This is a genomic window from Micrococcaceae bacterium Sec5.7, assembly GCA_039636785.1.
Lineage (GTDB): Bacteria > Actinomycetota > Actinomycetes > Actinomycetales > Micrococcaceae > Arthrobacter.
Window position 1 is genome coordinate 270,542 of the sequence record CP144169.1, and the last position, 18,977, is coordinate 289,518.

The 18,977-nt window shown below is 64.2% G+C and carries 18 protein-coding genes and 1 pseudogene; 8 read left to right on the forward strand and 11 right to left on the reverse strand.

Features of this window, described 5'->3' with window-relative positions; genetic code table 11:
- Nucleotides 1–63 precede the first annotated feature (63 nt).
- A complete protein-coding gene (locus V3C33_01160) occupies nucleotides 64–1,500 on the forward strand; it encodes a class II fumarate hydratase (protein XAS67972.1) in 1,437 nt (478 codons plus the stop codon).
- Between the two features lie 125 nt (nucleotides 1,501–1,625).
- Here the strand turns inward: V3C33_01160 and V3C33_01165 are convergent, their stop codons facing one another.
- A complete protein-coding gene (locus V3C33_01165) occupies nucleotides 1,626–2,279 on the reverse strand; it encodes a vWA domain-containing protein (GenBank protein ID XAS67973.1) in 654 nt (217 codons plus the stop codon).
- Between the two features lie 99 nt (nucleotides 2,280–2,378).
- On the opposite strand from V3C33_01165, the pseudogene V3C33_01170 reads away from it, so the two are divergent.
- Nucleotides 2,379–3,074 (forward strand): annotated as a pseudogene (locus V3C33_01170) (MFS transporter).
- Nucleotides 3,075–3,172: 98 nt separating this feature from the next.
- Nucleotides 3,173–3,370 carry a hypothetical protein gene (locus V3C33_01175; GenBank protein XAS67974.1) on the forward strand — a complete coding sequence of 66 codons (198 nt, stop codon included), beginning with the start codon at nucleotides 3,173–3,175 and terminating at the stop codon, nucleotides 3,368–3,370.
- Between the two features lie 744 nt (nucleotides 3,371–4,114).
- On the opposite strand, the gene V3C33_01180 is transcribed toward V3C33_01175, so the two are convergent.
- Entirely contained in the window at nucleotides 4,115–4,675 is a 561-nt protein-coding gene (locus V3C33_01180; GenBank protein XAS67975.1) for an A24 family peptidase, read from the reverse strand.
- Nucleotides 4,676–4,733: 58 nt separating this feature from the next.
- Between V3C33_01180 and V3C33_01185 the strand changes: the two genes are divergently transcribed.
- Together V3C33_01185 and V3C33_01190 are read left to right on the forward strand one after the other, a co-directional pair.
- Nucleotides 4,734–5,522, forward strand: coding sequence for a hypothetical protein (locus tag V3C33_01185; protein ID XAS67976.1), 789 nt, complete (start codon nucleotides 4,734–4,736; stop codon nucleotides 5,520–5,522).
- A 92-nt stretch (nucleotides 5,523–5,614) separates the two neighbouring features.
- Complete coding sequence (locus V3C33_01190; GenBank protein ID XAS67977.1) at nucleotides 5,615–6,259, forward strand: GNAT family protein; 645 nt, start codon at nucleotides 5,615–5,617, stop codon at nucleotides 6,257–6,259.
- A 64-nt stretch (nucleotides 6,260–6,323) separates the two neighbouring features.
- On the opposite strand, the gene V3C33_01195 is transcribed toward V3C33_01190, so the two are convergent.
- Both V3C33_01195 and V3C33_01200 read right to left on the reverse strand, forming a co-directional pair.
- Nucleotides 6,324–7,766, reverse strand: coding sequence for a PhoH family protein (locus V3C33_01195; GenBank protein ID XAS67978.1), 1,443 nt, complete (start codon nucleotides 7,764–7,766; stop codon nucleotides 6,324–6,326).
- Between the two features lie 253 nt (nucleotides 7,767–8,019).
- On the reverse strand, nucleotides 8,020–8,781 hold the full coding sequence (locus V3C33_01200) for an isoprenyl transferase (GenBank protein ID XAS69610.1): 762 nt from the start codon (nucleotides 8,779–8,781) through the stop codon (nucleotides 8,020–8,022).
- A gap of 235 nt (nucleotides 8,782–9,016) precedes the next feature.
- Here V3C33_01200 and V3C33_01205 point away from each other — a divergent pair, with 235 nt between their 5' ends.
- Nucleotides 9,017–9,658 carry a hemolysin III family protein gene (locus V3C33_01205; protein XAS69611.1) on the forward strand — a complete coding sequence of 214 codons (642 nt, stop codon included), beginning with the start codon at nucleotides 9,017–9,019 and terminating at the stop codon, nucleotides 9,656–9,658.
- 84 nt (nucleotides 9,659–9,742) lie between these two features.
- On the opposite strand, the gene V3C33_01210 is transcribed toward V3C33_01205, so the two are convergent.
- The 3 genes from V3C33_01210 to mca all read right to left on the reverse strand — a co-directional run bounded on the left by V3C33_01210 (nucleotide 9,743) and on the right by mca (nucleotide 13,370).
- On the reverse strand, nucleotides 9,743–11,962 hold the full coding sequence (locus tag V3C33_01210) for a thioredoxin domain-containing protein (protein ID XAS67979.1): 2,220 nt from the start codon (nucleotides 11,960–11,962) through the stop codon (nucleotides 9,743–9,745).
- Nucleotides 11,940–12,308, reverse strand: coding sequence for a hypothetical protein (locus V3C33_01215; GenBank protein XAS67980.1), 369 nt, complete (start codon nucleotides 12,306–12,308; stop codon nucleotides 11,940–11,942). Before V3C33_01215 ends, V3C33_01210 begins: the two co-directional genes overlap by 23 nt.
- Nucleotides 12,309–12,464: 156 nt before the next feature.
- Nucleotides 12,465–13,370: a mycothiol conjugate amidase Mca gene (gene mca / locus V3C33_01220; GenBank protein XAS67981.1), complete on the reverse strand. Its 906-nt coding sequence runs from the start codon at nucleotides 13,368–13,370 to the stop codon at nucleotides 12,465–12,467.
- 77 nt (nucleotides 13,371–13,447) lie between these two features.
- Here mca and V3C33_01225 point away from each other — a divergent pair, with 77 nt between their 5' ends.
- Entirely contained in the window at nucleotides 13,448–13,906 is a 459-nt protein-coding gene (locus tag V3C33_01225; protein ID XAS67982.1) for a DUF4307 domain-containing protein, read from the forward strand.
- 166 nt (nucleotides 13,907–14,072) lie between these two features.
- Nucleotides 14,073–14,567 (forward strand): transcription elongation factor GreA, encoded by a 495-nt coding sequence (greA, locus tag V3C33_01230; GenBank protein XAS67983.1) that lies wholly within the window; start codon nucleotides 14,073–14,075, stop codon nucleotides 14,565–14,567.
- Nucleotides 14,568–14,608: 41 nt separating this feature from the next.
- Here the strand turns inward: greA and V3C33_01235 are convergent, their stop codons facing one another.
- The 4 genes from V3C33_01235 to V3C33_01250 all read right to left on the reverse strand — a co-directional run bounded on the left by V3C33_01235 (nucleotide 14,609) and on the right by V3C33_01250 (nucleotide 18,842).
- Complete coding sequence (locus V3C33_01235) at nucleotides 14,609–15,226, reverse strand: rhomboid family intramembrane serine protease (GenBank protein ID XAS67984.1); 618 nt, start codon at nucleotides 15,224–15,226, stop codon at nucleotides 14,609–14,611.
- Nucleotides 15,227–15,234: 8 nt separating this feature from the next.
- Entirely contained in the window at nucleotides 15,235–16,473 is a 1,239-nt protein-coding gene (gene ilvA / locus V3C33_01240) for a threonine ammonia-lyase (GenBank protein ID XAS67985.1), read from the reverse strand.
- Between the two features lie 3 nt (nucleotides 16,474–16,476).
- Nucleotides 16,477–17,787 carry an AI-2E family transporter gene (locus tag V3C33_01245; GenBank protein XAS67986.1) on the reverse strand — a complete coding sequence of 437 codons (1,311 nt, stop codon included), beginning with the start codon at nucleotides 17,785–17,787 and terminating at the stop codon, nucleotides 16,477–16,479.
- A gap of 77 nt (nucleotides 17,788–17,864) precedes the next feature.
- Nucleotides 17,865–18,842, reverse strand: a complete 978-nt coding sequence (locus V3C33_01250; protein XAS67987.1) for an aldose 1-epimerase family protein — start codon at nucleotides 18,840–18,842, stop codon at nucleotides 17,865–17,867.
- Between the last annotated feature and the right edge of the window lie 135 nt (nucleotides 18,843–18,977).

Below are 18,977 nucleotides of genomic sequence, written 5' to 3' on the forward strand. Positions count from 1 at the left end.
CGTGGCGTGTAGCAAGCCGTCCACGGTTTTCGGGGAAGCGGCGCCGCCCAATAAGCTAGCCCCATGACTTCCACAGAAGAGTTGCACACCGAAGAGTTCCGCATTGAACATGACACGATGGGCGAAGTCCGCGTCCCCGTGAACGCCCTGTACCGTGCGCAGACGCAGCGTGCAGTTGAAAACTTCCCCATCTCCGGAAAGACCCTGGAGCGTGCGCACATCGAGGCCCTTGCACGGGTCAAGAAGGCCGCTGCGCAGGCCAACGCAGAACTGGGAGTGCTCGACGGCGAGCTGGCCCAGGCGATCGCTGACGCTGCCGATGAGGTAGCAACGGGCAAGTACGACGGCGACTTCCCCATCGATGTTTTCCAGACCGGCTCCGGCACGTCCTCGAACATGAACACCAATGAGGTGCTGGCAGAACTTGCAACGCGCGCGCTCAAGGCCGCCGGCAGCGACAAGGTGGTCCACCCGAACGACCACGTCAACGCCTCGCAGTCCTCCAACGATGTGTTTCCCACCTCCGTCCACGTCGCCGCCACCTCCGCGTTGATCAATGACCTCATCCCGGCACTTGGCTACCTGGCGGAGTCGCTGGAACGCAAAGCCGTTGAGTTCAAGGACGTTGTGAAGTCCGGCCGCACGCACCTGATGGACGCCACCCCGGTGACCCTGGGCCAGGAGTTCGGCGGTTACGCAGCGCAGGTCCGCTACGGCGTGGAGCGCATCAATGCCGCCCTCCCCCGCGTTGCCGAGGTTCCGCTCGGCGGCACCGCGGTAGGCACCGGCATCAACACCCCGGCGGGATTCCCGGAGCGCGTTATCGAGCTCCTCGCAGCAGACACCGGCCTGCCGCTGACGGAGGCCCGCGACCACTTCGAGGCCCAGGCCAACCGCGACGGCCTGATCGAGGCCTCCAGCCAGCTGCGAAACATTGCCATCTCCTTCATGAAGATCAACAATGACCTGCGCTGGATGGGTTCGGGCCCCAACACCGGCCTGGGCGAAATCTCGATTCCGGACCTGCAGCCGGGCTCCTCGATCATGCCGGGCAAGGTCAATCCCGTGATCTGCGAAGCGTCCATCATGGTGTGCGCCCAGGTGATCGGCAACGACACCGCCATCGCCTGGTCCGGCACGAATGGCGCATTTGAACTTAACGTCGGTATCCCGGTGATGGCCGCCAACCTGCTCGAGTCCGTGCGCCTGCTGTCCAACACGAGCCGTGTGATGGCCGACAAGATGATCGACGGCATCACCGCCAATGTGGAGCGCGCCCGCTTCCTGGCCGAGGCTTCACCTTCCATCGTTACGCCGCTGAACAAGTACATCGGCTACGAGAACGCCGCGAAGATCGCCAAGAAGGCAGTGGCCGAGGGCCTGACCATCCGCGAAACCGTGGTTGCCATGGGCTTCCTGGAGCGCGGCGAACTGACCGAAGAGCAGCTGGACACCGCCCTGGACGTTATGTCCATGACACGCCCGCCGCACAAGGCATAGGATCCACGAGGCATAAGCCACAGAGCTCAAGCGAACATCAGCCGGCGGCCGGCACCTTTCGAAGGAAAGGTGCCGGCCGCCGTTTGAGTTAAGCGCAGCCAAAGGCCGGCATCGAAACCCGCAGGCTACATCCCCGCAGTATCGCGTTCATCCTGCGTAAATGCCGCCTGCACTGCAGCCTCTGCAATTGTGGCGCCCCCAAGTCTGGCCTCCCGGAGTCTGCGGGTTTTGGCCGACTGGACGGTGAAGGCAGCCTCAACATGCGCGCTTCCGTAGGTGAGGGCATCTTCTGCCCGGATCCCAAGGCCCTGCGCGGTCAGGACCGCGTCCTGGTTGGCACCCAGATAGGTGAACTGCCAACCCCACTGGGACTGTTGCCGCTCCACAAGTGCCTTGACAACAGCTCCGGTGGCCTCGTGCGATGAATTTTCGTGGCCGTCGGTCAAGACCGCCACGAGCACCGTTCCCGGGCGATCGCGTTCCGAAAGTGCGGCCAGCTCTGCACCGGCGTCTCCGATAAGCCTCACCATTGCATCATGCAGGGCTGTCGAGCCCCGCGGAATCAGTAGAAGCGGAGGAACATCCTGGATGTCCACAGATGCATAGACCTGCTCGTAGCTGTCATCGAACTGCGCCAGGGACAGGCGGCAACGCCCGGCCACGGACTGCTGGTCTTTGACGAAAGCGGCAAAGCCTCCCACGGTGTCCTCAACGATGCTGAGCATGGACCCGGATCGGTCCAGCAGGACATACACGTGTGTCAGCGCTGAATCAGTCATTCTTCCCCATTTCCAGCTCCCGGGACGTCCCGGAGCCAACTCCTGCCAGCGGTGGACTGGACCGAATCAGAGTAAGTCCGGGCACCGACAAAAACCGGAGGGGCAGCCGTCAGCCACATCACAGGCCTCACCACACTGACCGCGGACACCCCTGTCTGGATCATCTGCGTCCAGCTGTTTGTGTTTGGTGCCGGCCTGGGCTCGATCATGCAGGTCATCGTCCTGGTGGTGCAGAACTCCGTTCCGGCTGAGCAGATCGGTACCGCAACCAGCACCAACAACTACTTCCGCGAAGTCGGCGCATCACTGGGTGTCGCCGTCTTCGGCTCCATCTTCACGTCCCGCCTGGCCGAGTCCCTGACCAAGGCATTCACTGGCGCAGGCGCATCGGCTGATCAGGCCTCACAGTCCACCAAGACACTTGACCCGAAGGCCCTGAGCCAGCTGCCGGAACAGCTCAAGGACGCGATTGTGAACGCCTATGCCGATTCCCTGGCACCTGTGTTCTGGTATCTGCTGTCTTTCCTGGGCATAGCACTGATCCTTGCCCTGACACTGAAGCAGATCCCGCTCTCCGATACCGCCGGCATGGTGGCACGCGGCGAGGCTGTGGGCGGCGAAGAGGCTGAGCGCCTTGAAGCCGAGCGCCAGGCCAAGGCTCGGCGCACCGCCGTGGCTGAGTCCGTTGCGACTCCGGAAGGCGCGGGGGTGGCAATTCCTGGCGCGGCCGCTGCTGATGCGGCTACTGACGCTGTGAAGAACGACGACGGCGGATTGGCCAACCATCCCCGCTGACCCCGGGCATCTGGTCATCTGCGGGAAGACGCCGCAACCTTGGGGGTTGCGGCGCCTTCCGCGTCCAAGGCGGATTTTTCCGGGCATAGGCTGTAGCTATGAGCGTCGAGTCTGATAACAACACCACCAGCCCGGCCGTCCGATGGGGTCTGGGTGCGGTACTGCTGGCGCTGCTTGGGGTTGCCCTGCTCGTCGCCGACGGCGGCTGGCTGGCTGTCACCGGCGGGTGCGCCTGCCTGGCCACGGCTGCCGCTCTCGCCGCAAAGGCAATCCGTGCCATGCGTGAGAGGAACTGACTTACCCGCGCGCCCTGACACCCGGCGCCCGCTGCTTCCGCTGGGCCGCCGGATGCCTGGTCTAGTAATTGGGATTCGGCCCAGAATCCTGGAATTCCACGGTGCCATGGCTGTTCCGCAGGACCAGAGACCGGGCAACCAGTCTCCAGGTGACCGTTTGCTTGAAAAGCGCGCAGGCCCAGTTTTGGTAGCCGCTTGCCGGCCCAAGGCAGCCCTTGGGCTTAGCACTAATCTCACCGGGGATCAGCTTGTCCTTTCTAACGTCCACCTCCACACTCAGGCCGTTGCAGGGGGTCTTGACGCCAACAGCCCAGGTTCCGTTCACGAAGGCCGTTGACACCACGAGCGGCTGCGTCTGCAGCCACGCGAGTTCCCCGGACGAATCACGGCCGCTGACTGAGCTGTACGTACGGCATCCGAACGGCCCGCCCGCGCATACCGGACCCTGCAGGGACGATGTGGCGGGCTGTGGGATCGCCGCGCCGCTGGAATCCTGAGGCGCATCAGATGGCTCGGGCGGGGCCGGTATTCCGCTGCAACCTCCCAGCGCTACCGCAAACAGCGAAAGAGTGAGGAGCCTCAGCAGCCGGCTACGGTCAGTCATTGGAGCCCCCATCGAAAGAATACGGAGCTGGATCGGCAGGTGCCGTTCGTCTATTCTGCGCCGGGAATCGTCCGCAGGGAAGCACAGTCCTGTTCCGTTTCGGCTTCAGCGCCAGCGGTGCCCGTGGCGGGGCGCCGTGTTCAGGCCGGCAACACCAGCATCGCCGCAGCAGTGCCGGCCAGCATAAACGGGCCGAAGGGTATGGCCGATTTGAGCGTTCCCCGCCGGGCGGCGAGCAGCGCCACGCTCCACAGCCCGCCGAACAGAAACGCGGCGAATGTTCCCGCAAACACGTGCGCCCAGCCCAGGTACCCCAGATACAGGCCAAGCACCCCCGCCAGCTTCACATCGCCGAATCCCATCCCCGGCGGATACACCAGCCGCAGGACAAAGTAGAAGACCCACAGCACCGCGCCCCCTGCCGGAACCCGCAGTCCCGGAACCCCCAGAAGCTGCGCCCCGCCGTCGGGCGCTGCTTCAAGTGCAGCGGAACCGGACACCCAAACGGTCCCTGCAGCTCCCAGCAGGAGCGCACCAGCCACGGCATAGGACGGGAAAACGATGCGGTTGGGCAGCAGATGGTGTCGCACGTCAACAACGGTGAGACGCACCGCCGTCACCGCAAAGTATGCGCACGCAGCCAGCGCCAGCCAAAAGGCCAGCGGGGTGCCTTCCCAGAGTTCGCCAAGTCGTCGGATCACTCTCGGATGCTACTGGATTTATCCGGCCCGCAGCTGGACCCGCGCGTAAACTGTGGATATGGGGATCTGGGACGCAAACCGCCGGCCGGAACACGGCGAGGCCATCACGCCTGCAGAGCTGGCTACGACGTTCAGGAACCTGTGCCGTTCCTCGCCCTGGAAGTGGCAGTCCCTGCGCTTTGAATACCAGGAACGCCCGGGCAGCGGGCCGGGGGCGGTCCGCGCGTGGTTGCGACGCCCCGGCGCCCTGCGCCTCGAAACCGCCGACGGTAAGCTGCTGCACAGCACCACCGGCATCAATGACTCCCGCGACGGCCTGTATGTCAGCGCCACCCGGCGGTCGTGGCTCTTGCCCGCGCATCTGGTCACTCCCGTGTACGACGACGGCGGACTGGTCCGGCGCCGTCCGGAAGCGGCGTACGGCGAACCTTCGTTCGGGAACGGCCGCTTCGCTGCCGCGCTTGATCCGGTGGAACTGGCCGGAAACGCGCCAGTTCCCATGGAGTTCCCGAACGCGAATGCCGTGGATCTGGGCCCGGTGCTGGAAGTGGATCATGAGGGCCGTCCGTCTCTGGAGGCGATTGTCACGCCGAACCCCGGTTACAGCGCAGCGGATCCTTCAGCCCCGCTGTGCCAGCCCGGACGGACCATGGTGCGGATCGACGCCGGAACGGGTGTGTGTGTGGCCAGCGAGTCATTGGACGGCACAACCTCCGGGCAGGGCCACTGGCTGCGTATTCTGGCAGTGGACGAATACATGCTGGATGATCTGTTCGTTGAGAAGTCCATGAATCTCACGGACGTACGCGATCACATCCAATGGCCGCTCCGGCCGAATCCCGCCTGAGCGCTGTGATCGCGAGCCACCGTCGTCGGCATCGGATTGCGGTCATGGCCCTTTGACTGGCTCGGGGCCCCTCGGGTCGGTAAGCTTCCGGGATGACTGAGCTATCCACCATCTGGCCCCTCTTCGGACTCTCACTGACCACACCCCGGCTGGTGCTGAGGCCAATCCGCGACGAGGATATCCCTGCGGCCGTGGAAGCGGCGCTTTCCGGCGTCAGTGAACCGGGACGGAGCCCCTTCAGCACACCATGGAACGAATTTCCGCCGGATGTCCTGGGCCCCAACATGGCGCAGTGGTACTGGCGCTGCAGGGCAGGCGTGTCGCCGGAATCCTGGACAGTATTGCTGGGAATCTGGCACAACGGCGAGTTCCTCGGATGCCAGGACGTCGAAGCAAAGGATTTCGCCACGCTGAAAACGGTCACCACGGGCTCGTGGCTCAAGCAGTCCGTCCACGGCCGGGGCTTTGGCAAGGAGATGCGTGCCGCCGTCGCGCTTTATGCCTTTGACTGGCTCAAAGCGGAAGTTGCGGAATCCGAAGCCGCCGCGTGGAATGAAAAATCCCTTGGAGTCTCCCGCTCGCTCGGCTACGACCTCAATGGCGTCACCCGAATGTCCTGGGGCGGCAAGGCAAACGACGTGCAGAACGTCCGACTCACCCCGGAATCGTTCAAACGCCCCGACTGGACCCTGAACGTGGAAGGCCACGAACCCACCGCCAAATATCTGGGGCTCTGAAGGGTGCTCCGGTGATCGAGCTTGTCGAGATCCAGGTTTCGACAAGCTCAACCAGCGGTTTGGGTTAGATCTCTGCCCCTTCAAGCAGTTCCGTCACCAGCGCCGCGATCGGCGAGCGCTCGGAGCGGGTGAGGGTGATATGGCCGAAGAGCGGGTGTCCTTTGAGGGTTTCGACGACGGCGGCAACACCGTCGTGCCGACCCACGCGGAGGTTATCGCGCTGGGCGACGTCATGGGTAAGGACGATCTTCGAGTTCTGTCCGATGCGGCTCATCACAGTGAGCAGGACGTTTTTCTCCAGTGACTGGGCCTCGTCCACGATCACAAAGGCGTCGTGCAGGGAGCGGCCGCGGATGTGGGTCAGCGGCATGACTTCCAGCATGCCGCGGTCCATCACTTCCTCCACCACTTCCTGACTGACCAGAGCTCCGAGGGTATCGAAGACTGCCTGCGCCCAGGGGTTCATCTTCTCGGACTCGGAACCGGGCAGATAGCCGAGCTCTTGGCCGCCCACTGCGTAGAGGGGCCGGAACACGATCACTTTCCGATGTTCGCGGCGCTCCAGCACGGCTTCCAGGCCGGCGCACAGGGCGAGCGCGGACTTTCCGGTGCCGGCGCGTCCGCCGATGGACACGATTCCGACGGCGGGATCCATCAGCATGTCGATGGCCAACCGTTGTTCCGCGGAGCGCCCGTGCAGCCCGAAGACGTCGCGGTCGCCTTTGACCAGCCGTACCTGCTTGTCCGCACCGACCCGGCCAAGCGCTGATCCCCTGTTGGAGAGCAGCACCAGGCCGGTGTTGACCGGCATCTCGGCGGCGGCCGGGATAAAGACTGGCTCATGGCCGTACAGCGTCGAGATTTCCTCGTCGCTGGCGTCCACTTCGGCGATGCCAGTCCAGCCGGAATCCTGGACCAGTTCATTGCGGTACTCATCGGCCAGCAGCCCCATGGCCGAGGCTTTGACGCGCATGGGCAGGTCCTTGGACACCACGGTGACGTCGCGGCCCTCGTTGGAGAGGTTCTTGGCGACGGCCAGGATGCGGCTGTCGTTGTCACCGCCCCGGAAGCCTGCCGGAAGCACCTCCGCGGAGATGTGGTTCATCTCCACCTGCAGGGTGCCGCCGTCGTTGCCTATCGGAAGGGGCCGGTTCAGGCCGCCGTGCTTGATCCGCAGATCGTCAAGGAGCCTCAGCGCCTTGCGGGCAAAGTAGCCCAGCTCGGGGTCATGGCGCTTGGCTTCAAGCTCGGTGATGACAACGATCGGCACAATGACCTCGTGCTCTGCGAAGCGCAGCAGGGCGTGGGGGTCCGAGAGCAGCACCGAAGTGTCAATCACGTAGCTCCGGACGGCGGTGTCCTTTCCGGGTTTGGCTCCGGAAACAGCAAGACCGGCTGCAGCGTCTTTCTTCGCTGCACCGGTCTTTGAGGTAGCTCGCTTGGCGCGAGAGGTAGCTTTCTCTCCCTGGTCGGAAATGACTTCGGGCAGTTGTTCAGAAATAGCCACATCGACTCCAGTCCCGGGGCGCACGCCCGGAATTAGTATTGGTGAGGCGGCTCGGCCTGGAGGCCGGGCGCGGCCTCCCATACCACCGGTGCGAACATCCGCTCCATGTACTGGCCTCCCCGATCAGCCGGCGGTTTGCCTGCTGATGGGTATAACGTAAATCCGCCGGAGGTAATTTCCCGTGTTATCCGTCGGCGATTCTTATTGCGACGGCGTGAATTCCCGATGAACCGGAGTTCACCTCCGCGCACATCTACGAACCGAAGCGCCGCTGCCTGCCGGCGTAGTCGCGCAGGGCGCGGAGGAAGTCCACTTTCCGGAAGGCCGGCCACAGCGCTTCGCAGAAATAGAACTCGCTGTAGGCGCTCTGCCACATCAGGAAGCCTGACAGCCTCTGTTCGCCGGAGGTGCGGATCACGAGGTCCGGATCGGGCTGGCCGCGCGTGTACAGGAACCGGGAAATATCATCCACACAGAGGTCGTCGGCCAGCTGGCCGATGTCCACGTTCCGGGCCACGGCGTCGTGCAGGAGCTCACGCACGGCGTCAACGATTTCACGGCGGCCACCGTATCCCACGGCCACGTTGACATGGATTTTCTCGTGCGCCGGGGTGCGGGCAGTCAGCTTGTTCAGCCGGTCTGCGAGATAGTCCGGAAGGAGCTCCGGAGCACCCATGGCATGCACCGAGATGTCCGCGTCCCCGTCCAGACGGTCCAGTGTGTTGGCGATGATTCCCATCAGGAGGTCCAGCTCTTCGCCAGAGCGGCTCATATTGTCTGTGGAGAGCATGTAAAGCGTCACCACTTTGACGCCAAGTTCCTGGCACCAGCCAAGGAACTCATGGATTTTGTCCGCACCGGCCTGGTGGCCCTGACTGGTGGGTGCGTTGAACTGCTTGGCCCAGCGCCGGTTGCCGTCCACCATCACGCCGATATGTTTGGGGATGCGGTCCGCCTCCAGCGAACGGAGGAGCTTGCGCTCGTAGAAGCCATAGAGGAATCCGGGCATTTCCATCCGGGGATTCACCTGGCTTCCTTGATGTACGGCGGGGAGTGCAAATCCTAGGCTACCGTCCGGAACGCGGCAGGATGCGCACCCGGACAGAATTTTGCCCGCATCAGAATGTTACCCGTGGGTAACTTACTGATGCGTAGGTTATTCTGGGGGCATGAACAGGAACACCCCGGAGCCCCGTCCCGGACCGGCCGGAGAGCCGCTGCCGAGCGCTGTGGACGACGCCGCGGTGCGGATCGCCGAACTCCTCATGATCAAACCGATGTGGCGCGGCTGGATCCACACAGTGACCGCCCCGCTTGCCCTGGCAGCGGGAGTCGTGCTGGTTGTTCTGGCGCCGACGGCGGACCGCAAAATCACCTCCGCCATCTACGCACTGACCGGCGTCCTGCTGTTCGGCGTGAGCGCCGTCTACCATCGCGGGAACTGGTCCCCCGGCGTCAAGATTGTCCTCAAACGCCTGGACCACACCAACATCATGCTGGTGATCGCCGGCAGTTACACACCCTTGGCCTGGTCGCTCCTGGAGCGCCCCAATGCTGTGCTGCTGCTCTGGATCATCTGGTCCGGGGCCATCCTCGGCGTGCTCTTCCGGCTCCTGTGGACACATGCGCCCCGGTGGCTCTATGTGCCCATCTACATCGCCCTGGGTTGCGGTTCGCTCTTCTACCTGCCGGAGTTCTTCGCGGCCAGCCTTCCGGCCGCCATCCTGATCTGCGTGGGCGGCGGCCTTTACATTGCCGGCGCAGTGTTCTACGCCCTCAAGAAGCCGAACTTCAGTTACGAGCATTTCGGCTTCCATGAGCTGTTCCACGCGTTCACCGTGCTCGCCTTCGCAGCCCACTTCGCCGCGATTGCCATCGCTGTCCTGGACTGAGCTGAACCCGGGCAGTCGCAGTCGAAGATCGCAGCCCGAAGGGCCGCTTCGTCATGCCAGGGTGCCCGGCCGAATGGGGCTGATTCATCCCGCCATTGAAACCAGTCGCTCCAGCAGCTCAGGCACGGTGCCCACGGGACGCCCGCACACCATATCCCGGCAAAGGTATGCGAGCGGGGAACCGTCTGCGGCCGCCGGCCTGCCGTGCAGCAGCGGTACCGGCGACGACTGTCCTGACGTCCCGCCGTCGTGCCCCACCGCGATCACCAGCCCCGGACTGCCGGACGTGAGCAGCGCCCGATGGAGTGCGGTCCTCCCGGGACTGTCAGGTCCCACGACGGCGGCTTCGACCGGGCCTGCCAGCGCGGCCTGCGCCGTGGCCAGTAGCCAGCCCGCAACGCGGGGTGCCCTGCCTGCGATCGGCGGCAGAAGCGCGAGGATGTTGCCGGCCATGATCCGGTGGTCCGATGATCCGGACAGCGCCGAATAGCTGAGCAGAACGCCCGCGAAAGCTGCAGCACCGCTTGGTGTGGCGTTGTCGAAGGGATCGAGCCCTGGCTGCCGGCCCTGGGCATTCAGCACCTGCCCTGACTCACCGGCGGAATCCACCAGCCGGCCGTCAACCACGAATCTCCGGACGGCGGCATTCACCAGATCTTCCGCGAGTCCGTACCAGTGCACCCTGCCCGTCACTGAATAAAGCGCAAACAATCCCTCGGCGCAGAATGCGTAGTCCTCCAGCAGCCCGCCGATCCCGCGTGCTGTGCCCGCATGCGAAACCCGCCGCAGCTGGCCGTCTGTGTCCGCCGTTGCCGCGCTCCAGTGGACCCGTTCAAGGTAGGCAGCTATCCTCTCGGCCGCCACTACCAGCTCCGGCCGCTGCAGGAGGGCACCTGCTTCGGCCAGGGCCGCCACGGCCAGCCCGTTCCACCCGGCCACCACCTTGTTGTCCCGTGCAGGCTGGACGCGCGCGGACCGCGCGGCCAGCAGCAGGGGCCTTGCCACGGCCCACAGGGCAGATTCTCCGGCGTCGAAGACCCGGGCCGGATGCGGCGGCGAGCCGAACCGGGAGACCGTTCCCTCTGCAGCCACGTTCATCAGGCGTGCGACGGCGGCGCCCCGGTCACTGCCCAGCAGCTCCTCCAGTTCGGCCACGGTCCAGAGGTACGTTGCCCCCTCGTGATGTTCGCCGTCCACCACGGAGTCAGCATCCAGCGATGACGCCAGGGCCACAACATCGTCGCTGACGACGCCCCCGCTGGCGTAGCCCTCGTCGTCTTCCGGAGATGCCGATGCCGGGAGGCCCAGCGAGTCCAGCATCCAGTCAGCAGTCCGGCCCGCCATCTCAGCGGCCTCCGCGGCCGGGTACACCTCATTGCCGCCGAGTCGCACCCAGTGGAGGTAGACGCGCAACAGCTGGGCGTTGTCGTACAACATTTTCTCGAAGTGCGGAACGGACCAGTCACGGGTGACGGAATACCGGGCAAAGCCGCCGTCGAGCTGGTCGAAAAGCGCCGAGCGCGACATCGCCGCGAGCGTGCGTCCTGCCATGTCCCGGGCCGCGTCCGCTGTGTCCGACGTAACTGCGGCGTGGCGGATCAGGAACTCAAGCACCGCCGACGGCGGGAACTTGGGGGCGGCGCCGAAGCCGCCGTCGTCATCCTCCGAACGCGCCAGCGACTGCACGGCCTCCGGGAGCAGTCCGTCGTCAATCAGCGGCGGCGGGCCCGTCAGCATCACCGCAGCGGAAAGCTGCGCCTCCGCCATGCCCTGCGCAAGCGAGCGCGCATTTTGTTCGACGGCGTTCCGGCGTCCCAGCCAGGCGTCCTGGACTGCCTCGAGAACCTGACGGAACGACGGCCGGCCGGGCATCGGGGCCGGCGGAAAGTACGTCCCGGCATGGAACGCCTGCCCGTCAGGAGTGAGGAAAACGGACATGGGCCAGCCGCCCTCGCCGCTGATGGCCTGCGTGGCGGCCATGTACACGGAATCGACATCGGGGCGTTCCTCCCGGTCCACCTTGACTGCCACGAAATGGGCGTTCAGATAGTCAGCGGTTTCCTGGTCTTCAAAGGATTCGTGGGCCATGACGTGGCACCAGTGGCACGCCGCATAACCGATCGAGAGAAATACGGGGACGTCACGTGTCGCCGCGAAAGCGAAGGCTTCGTCGCCGAAGGGCCGCCAGTGGACGGGATTGTGCGCATGTTGACGCAGGTAGGCAGAGGGCTCGTGGCCCAGCGCGTTTTCGGCTCCGGGCCGGCCCCCCTGGGAACCGGTGTCAGCGTTCTGGGCGGCCTGCATCGCCGTTGGATTCCGTGGGCACGTCGGGATCAGGTGCGAGGGCGTCTGGCCCTACAGCATTCGGTTCGGGTTCGGGATCAACGGCACCGTTTGCGGCATCCTCGGCTTCCATGTCGGCGGCTTCTGCCGCGGCCATGCGCTCTTCTTCAACCTGGGCGCGGTACCGCACCCGCCGGATTCGGCGCACCATGTCCACGATCAGCAGTGCGGTAAGCACCACGATAAACGCCGTTAGCAGAAAGCCCAGCAACCCGGGAGTCACCTGGTCCTGGGAAACGCCGGGGCGCAGTGACGGTGTGGGGTTGGGGGTAGGCGTGGTTGCCAGGGCGAGGAGCAAATGATGCACGGTTCAAACCTTCTATGGGAGCTTGCGGGCCGGCGTGTGGGGCGTTCAGGACGGCCGTTCAGGCATTGCCGGCAAACTTCTGCGCGGCAATCTTCTACAGGTCTATCAACTTCAGGGCAATCTTCTTCTACACGGCATAGAATTTGCCTGCTGCCTCTATCTTAGCCCGGCGAAGAGGTCCTTCTCCGGCAGTTCGGCAGGCACCCTGGAGTGGATCAGCGTGTAGTCCTCCCAGGGCCAGGCACGCCGCTGCATTTCCGGAGAGACAGCAAAGAAGAACCCCAGCGGGTCCACCTGGGTGCGGTGCGCCCGGAGTGCGTCGTCGCGGGCCTCGAAATAATCGCCGCAGTCCACCTGGGTTGTGGTCTGGTGCGTGGCCGGTGGCGGGGTGTGCCCTTCGGCATCTGTCTCAAGCCACGCAGCAAGCCGCTCAGCATAGGGAGATTGCAGGCCCGCTTCCTCCAGCGCGAAGTGAAGGGCCCTGAAGCGGTCAGGGCTGAAGGCACGGTCGTAGTAAAGCTTGCTGGGCTCCCATGCTTCGCCCGTACCCGGGTAGCGGTCAGGATCCCCTGCCGCCTCGAATGCTTCAACGGCCACCCGGTGCGCCATGATGTGGTCCGGATGCGGGTACCCGCCGTTCTCGTCGTAGCTGACTATTACCTGCGGCTTGAAGTCCCGGACCAGCCGCACCAGCGGCGCGGCGGCACGCTCCAGCGGCTGGACGGCAAAGGAACCGGCAGGCAGCGCAGGCAGCGGGTCCCCTTCCGGCAGCCCGGAATCAACAAATCCCAGCCACCGCTGCTTCACACCGAGCACCTTGGCAGCCAGGTTCATCTCGAGCCGCCGGGCGCCTGCCATGTCCCTCTTGGGGTGCGGCTCTGTTTCCATCGCCGGATTCTGGATGTCGCCCCGGGAACCATCGGTGCAGGTAGCAACCATGACTTCCACGCCGGCAGTGGCATACATGGCCATCGTGGCCGCGCCCTTGCTCGATTCGTCGTCGGGATGGGCGTGGACGGCCAGCAGGCGTAGCGGAGTTGACGGGCTGGTGGACGCTGTCATCTGGGACGGCTCCTCTTTCTACTGTCGGATTCCAGGGCGCGGAAAATTACCTTCCCGAACCACACTAAACTGGACTGGTGACTTCCGAGGATCAGCCGGCCGCTTCCCTGCCAGCAGACACCAGCCTAGCCAATCGCTACGGCGGCCAAAAGCGTGCGCTGCAAGGGAAAACCAAACGCACCGTCGGAATCGTTGCACTGGTTGCCGGAATCGGCTTTATGGCGTGGGTTTCCACATCTGCCGCCACGGACTCCGTCACGTTCAAGGACATCGGCTACAGCACCACTGATGCCACGCAGGTCGAGGTCGATTTCCAGGTCACCCGGGAACCCGGCACCGCCGTGAAGTGTGCGGTTAAGGCGCTTGACTCCAAATTCGCTGTGGTGGGCTGGAAAGTTGTGGACATTCCGCCCGGCCGGCCGGAGCAGACTGCCGACGGCGGCCGCACCACGGCCCGGCGCGAGGTACTCCGCACCGAATCCCTCTCCGTCTCCGGCGTGGTGGACAACTGCTGGATTCCGGACACCGCCAAATAGCTGCATGTGACCCACACCGCTTCGTTGTTGGGTTTATCCACAGGATTGACTACAATGGATCAATACCTTTACCCCGCTGAGTTGGTTACTGAGCTCCACAAGTGGCCACCGTGGCGGGGTCTTTATTTGTTTGACCAGATTGTTTGACCCACAAGAGGAGATGTCCGTGTCTACCACCAACAGCGCGCCTGCAGCCTGGCTTACCCAGGAAGCTTTTGACCGCCTGAAGGCAGAACTGGACCACCTTTCCGGCCCGGGCCGGGCGGAAATCGTTCAGAAGATCGAAGCTGCGCGTCAGGAGGGCGACCTCAAGGAGAACGGCGGCTACCACGCCGCCAAGGAGGAGCAGGGCAAGATCGAAGCCCGCATCCGCCAGCTCACCGCGTTGCTTCGTGATGCCCAGGTCGGTGCTGCCCCGGCTGATGACGGCATCGTGGAAGCGGGAATGATCGTAGTGGCCAGGATCGCCGGCGACAAAGTGACCTTCCTGCTCGGATCCCGCGAAATCGCCGGCGACTCCGATCTTGACGTCTTCAGCGAGAAGTCTCCGCTGGGCGCCGCCATCGTAAGTCATAAAGAGGGCGACCAGCTCAGCTACACCGCCCCGAACGGCAAGGAAATCACGGTGGAGATCCTCTCCGCCAAGCCCTACGCCGCCTAGGCAGCAACACAGGAATTATTGTCCGACGCCGGCCGTCCCGTTTACGGGGCGGCCGGCGTTTTGCTCCCCCGGGGCCGGAGCAGCACTGCGGCGAAGACGCCGCCCACGGCACCGCCGAGGTGGGCCTGCCACGAAACGAAACCGGCCAGGGTAGGAAGCACACCGAAAAGAATGCCGCCGTAGACCATAAACAGCACAATGGAGAGCAGGATCTGCCACCAGCTGCGGTTGAAGAAGCCACGGACCAGCAGGAACGCGAACAACCCGAAGACAAGCCCTGATGCGCCCACCGTGATGCCGCCGCCGATCAGCCAGACCACGAGCCCGGAACCCAGCCAGCTGGAGGCCAAGGCGGTGATAAAGACCCGGAGCCCGGACAGGAACACCAGGAAACCGAAGACGATCAGCGGCAGGGTGTTCGAAAGCAGGTGGTTGAGGTTGGCGTGCAGCAGCGGGAACGTAAAGATGTCCAGAAAGCCGTCCAGGCTGCGCGGACGCAGGCCGAACGTCCTGTTCAGCGAGTGGAGGGTGAGCACGTTGACCAGCTCGATGACAAACAGCAGTAGCACAAACGAGCCCACCACCAGCAGTCCGCCCTTGGCCCGCGAGGCCGTGGTGTCCCTGGCGGCCTGTCCCTGTCCCCCGGATGATTCCAGCATTCTGGCTCCTAGTGGACCACGATCGGCTGGAAACCTTCAGCACGAAGCGCACCCAGCACCTGTTCGCAGTGCTCGTGGCCCTTGGTTTCCAGGTTGACGGTGATGGAGACGTCGCCCATGCTGATGGACCCGCCCACCCTTGTGTGGTCCAGGCCTGTGACGTTGGCGTCGTTTTCCGCGATGATGCGGGCTATGGTGGCCAGCGAACCCGGACGGTCATCAAGCATCATACGCACGGTCATGTAGCGGCCGGCTGCGGACAGCCCCCGCTGGATGACCTTGAGCATCAGCATGGGATCGATGTTGCCGCCGGAAAGAATAACGGCGGTGGTTCCGGGATTCTCGATCTTGCCGTCCATCAGAGCGGCAACGCCAACTGCTCCGGCAGGCTCCACCACCAGCTTGGCGCGTTCCAGCAGGAAGATCAGTGCCCGTGCCAGCGAGTCCTCGCTGACGGTGACAACGTCATCCACCAGTTCGCGGATGATACTGAAGGGCAACTGGCCAGGACGCCCCACGGCGATGCCGTCGGCCATGGTGGAAACCTTCTTGAGGGGCACCAGCGCATCGGCGGCGAGCGACGGCGGGTAGGCGGCCGCGTTTTCGGCCTGGACCCCGATGATGCGGATCTCGCGGCCGAGTTCCTTGGCCCGGGCCTTGATGGCCACGGCCACACCGGCCAGCAGGCCACCTCCGCCGACGCCCATCAGGATGGTGTCCACATGTGGAATCTGTTCCAGGATTTCCAGCCCCACAGTGCCCTGGCCCGCCACCACATCCACGTTGTCGAAGGGGTGTACAAAAACAGCCCCGGTCTCATTGGCGTAGCGCTGGGCTTCGGCGAGTGCTTCGTCAACGTTGTGGCCGTGAAGGATTACCTCGGCGCCGTGGCTGCGGGTGGCAGCAAGCTTGGGAAGCGCCACGCCCAGCGGCATATAGATCCGGGCGGTGATGCCCAGGCTCTTGGCGGCTACGGCGACCCCCTGCGCGTGGTTGCCGGCCGAGGCCGCCACAACTCCACGCTTTTTCTCTTCGTCAGAGAGGCGGGCCATCCGCACGTATGCACCGCGGACCTTAAACGATCCGGCCCGCTGGAGGTTCTCGCATTTGAAAAAAACCTCGCCGCCCACCATGGCGCCCAAAGCGCGCGAAGACTCCACCGGGGTCCGCGTAATAATCCCTTCGAGCAGGGTCTGTGCCTCCAGGACATCGTCCAGCGTGACAGGCAGACTCTCAGGGTTATTCACGAACTATTCTCCTTTGGCGGATGTGGCTCCCGTGTCCGGCAGACGGGTTTCCTTGGCGCTGGCGTCGTCTCCGGGGCCATCGATTTCACGTGCTCCGATGGTCGCCAGCCCCTGATCATGTTCCCACGTTCTGCCAGCAATGTAGCGAATCGCCGAGTTTGCTACGGCGAGGATCGGCACCGAAAACAGCGCTCCGGGGATACCCGCAAGGTACGAACCCGCAGCAACGGAGAGGATGACGGCCACCGGATGCAGGGATACGGCTTTGCCCATGACCAGAGGCTGCAGAATGTGGCTTTCCAGTTGCTGGACGGCAAGCACAATCGCCAGCATGATGAGGGCATTGACCGGGCCGTTTGCCACGAGCGCCAGCAGGACGGCGATGGCACCGGTTACGAGCGCACCCACAACCGGGATGAAGGAACCAATAAACACCAGTACGCCAAGTGGCAGAGCCAGCGGGACGCCGATGATGGCCGCCCCAACACCAATCCCCACGGCATCCACGAACGCTACGAACATCTGGATCCGGACGTAGCTGACCATGGAGGTCCAGCCGCGCCGGCCTGCCCCGTAAGCGGCCGGGCGCGCTTTCCTGGGCAGGAGGCTGACCAGAAAGGACCAGATCCTGTCGCCTTCGAGCAGGAAGAAGATCAGGATGAACAGGGCAAGAACCAGCCCGGCCGCGAAGTGTCCGGCAGTGCTGCCGAACGAGAGGGCACCGCTGAGGATGCTGCTGCTGTTGTTCTGCAGCGCTGCGGTGGCTTCCTGGAGGTACTTGTCGATCTGATCCGCTGTCAGGTGCAGGGGGCCGTCTGCCAGCCAGGTCTGGACCTGCTGGACACCCGCGAGCGCCTGTGTCCACAATTCGCCAAAGCCCGAAGCCAGCTGCCTGCCGACCAGCGCCAGGGAGCCGGCTATCAGACCAAGAAATGCGAGAACCGTTACAGCCACCGCGGCACCGGTGGGCAGCCGGACTGACTTGAGCCACTTCACCACCGGGCTCAACAGGCCGGCCAGCAGTGCTGCCACCATGACCGGAATAATCAGGAAGCTGATGCGGCTCATGAGCCAGATCAGCGCTGCCACGACCAGCAGAATCAGCCCGAGGCGCCATGCCCAGGACGCCGCGATGCGCACGCCGTAGGGAATGTCCTGGTCAAGCTCCGCGTCGGTCCACACCTTTGAACCGGTCGCGCTTGCGGCAGGCGCAACTCCCTGGGCAACGCCCTGGCTCTGGGCATTTGCCTGGCCGTTGCCGGTCAGTGGAGAGGCGGGATGGTCTGATGATGTGGCGTCCTCATCTGGCGTCATAGCCTAATACTTCCCCAGCCGCGCCCCGATGGGAAACGGGAGGCATATCCCCGGTGAAATGCGGTGGGAGCACGGAGCTACGGTTGGCCATCCAGCGATGCACTGATGCCCCAGGCCATGGTGAAGGACTCTCCAGGGGGCAGCCACCTCAGTCCGTCGCCGGAATTGAAGGCGTTGGCCGGGCCCGTCATCGGCTCGATGGCCACCGCCCTGGACTTGCCGGGAAATGTCCTGGTGACGAATACATGCACGTACGGACATGTTTCGTCTTGCCACAGGCTCACGCTGCGCCCGTCCGCCGCCTTCAGAGTATGGCGGGCCACCCCGCCGTCGAACGTTAACCCCGTGAGCGCAACATCCACATCGAGGTCACCAACGCGCTGGCCATTTCGCAGATCCGTGTCACCGCTGACGGGTTCGGAGCTGCGGGGAATCAGTCGTTCATCAGCCACCAGCCTGACAGCTGCCTGCACCGTGAGTGCCAGATCCTCGATGGCCGTGCCGCCCAGCTGCAGGTATGGGTGCGCGCCCAGGACAAAAGGGGCTGTCTCCTGCGAATCATTGATAAGCGTCTGCCGGACCGCCAGGCCCAGATCCTCGGCGAGGGAATACTGCACCCGGTGCCGCACCAGAAACGGGTATCCGTGCTGAGGGAAAACAGGGGCCTCGAGCGTCACGGAAAATTCCGATTCCGCAATAAGGCCGTAGGACGCGTTCCGCAGCAGCCCATGGCTGGCGTTGTTGCGCGAAGCCTCGGTAATGTCCAGCTGTTGCTTCTTGCCGTTCAGGTACCAGACGCCGTCTTCCACCCTGTTGGCCCACGGCGCCAGCGTGATCCCGGTTGCGCCAGGCGGAATCTCGGCATCGCCGTAGGTCTCGGTCAACTCGACGCCGCCGCGGCTGTAGAGCCGCAGGCCTGCAGCAAGCTCCGTGACTACCGCCAGGGCGTCGCCCCGCCTCAGCTCGTATTGGCGCCCGGACGCATAACGCCTCGGCGCTTCATCAAGAGGGGACTCGCCGATGCCAGGTCTGGGCGGGGTTGTGCTGGGATCCATGGGCACTACGGTACATCCCGCCGCAGGGCCCGTCATGGCGGGGCCGCGGGAAAATTACGCAGCCGCCGGAAGATACCTTGTTAACTTTTGTTAGAAAGTATTTGTTTTTGATCGAATTGTGCGAGAATTGCATCA

Bases quoted from the DNA above. Each gene is read 5' to 3' on its own strand.
- V3C33_01165 (XAS67973.1), bottom strand. From the start codon at position 2,279: ATGACTGATTCAGCGCTGACACACGTGTATGTCCTGCTGGACCGATCC.
- mca (XAS67981.1), bottom strand. From the start codon at position 13,370: ATGACAGCGTCCACCAGCCCGTCAACTCCGCTACGCCTGCTGGCCGTC.
- V3C33_01200 (XAS69610.1), bottom strand. From the start codon at position 8,781: ATGGAAATGCCCGGATTCCTCTATGGCTTCTACGAGCGCAAGCTCCTC.
- V3C33_01250 (XAS67987.1), bottom strand. From the start codon at position 18,842: ATGGATCCCAGCACAACCCCGCCCAGACCTGGCATCGGCGAGTCCCCT.
- V3C33_01160 (XAS67972.1), top strand. From the start codon at position 64: ATGACTTCCACAGAAGAGTTGCACACCGAAGAGTTCCGCATTGAACAT.
- V3C33_01185 (XAS67976.1), top strand. From the start codon at position 4,734: ATGGGGATCTGGGACGCAAACCGCCGGCCGGAACACGGCGAGGCCATC.
- V3C33_01235 (XAS67984.1), bottom strand. From the start codon at position 15,226: ATGCTGGAATCATCCGGGGGACAGGGACAGGCCGCCAGGGACACCACG.
- V3C33_01190 (XAS67977.1), top strand. From the start codon at position 5,615: ATGACTGAGCTATCCACCATCTGGCCCCTCTTCGGACTCTCACTGACC.
- V3C33_01210 (XAS67979.1), bottom strand. From the start codon at position 11,962: ATGCAGGCCGCCCAGAACGCTGACACCGGTTCCCAGGGGGGCCGGCCC.
- V3C33_01245 (XAS67986.1), bottom strand. From the start codon at position 17,787: ATGACGCCAGATGAGGACGCCACATCATCAGACCATCCCGCCTCTCCA.
- V3C33_01175 (XAS67974.1), top strand. From the start codon at position 3,173: ATGAGCGTCGAGTCTGATAACAACACCACCAGCCCGGCCGTCCGATGG.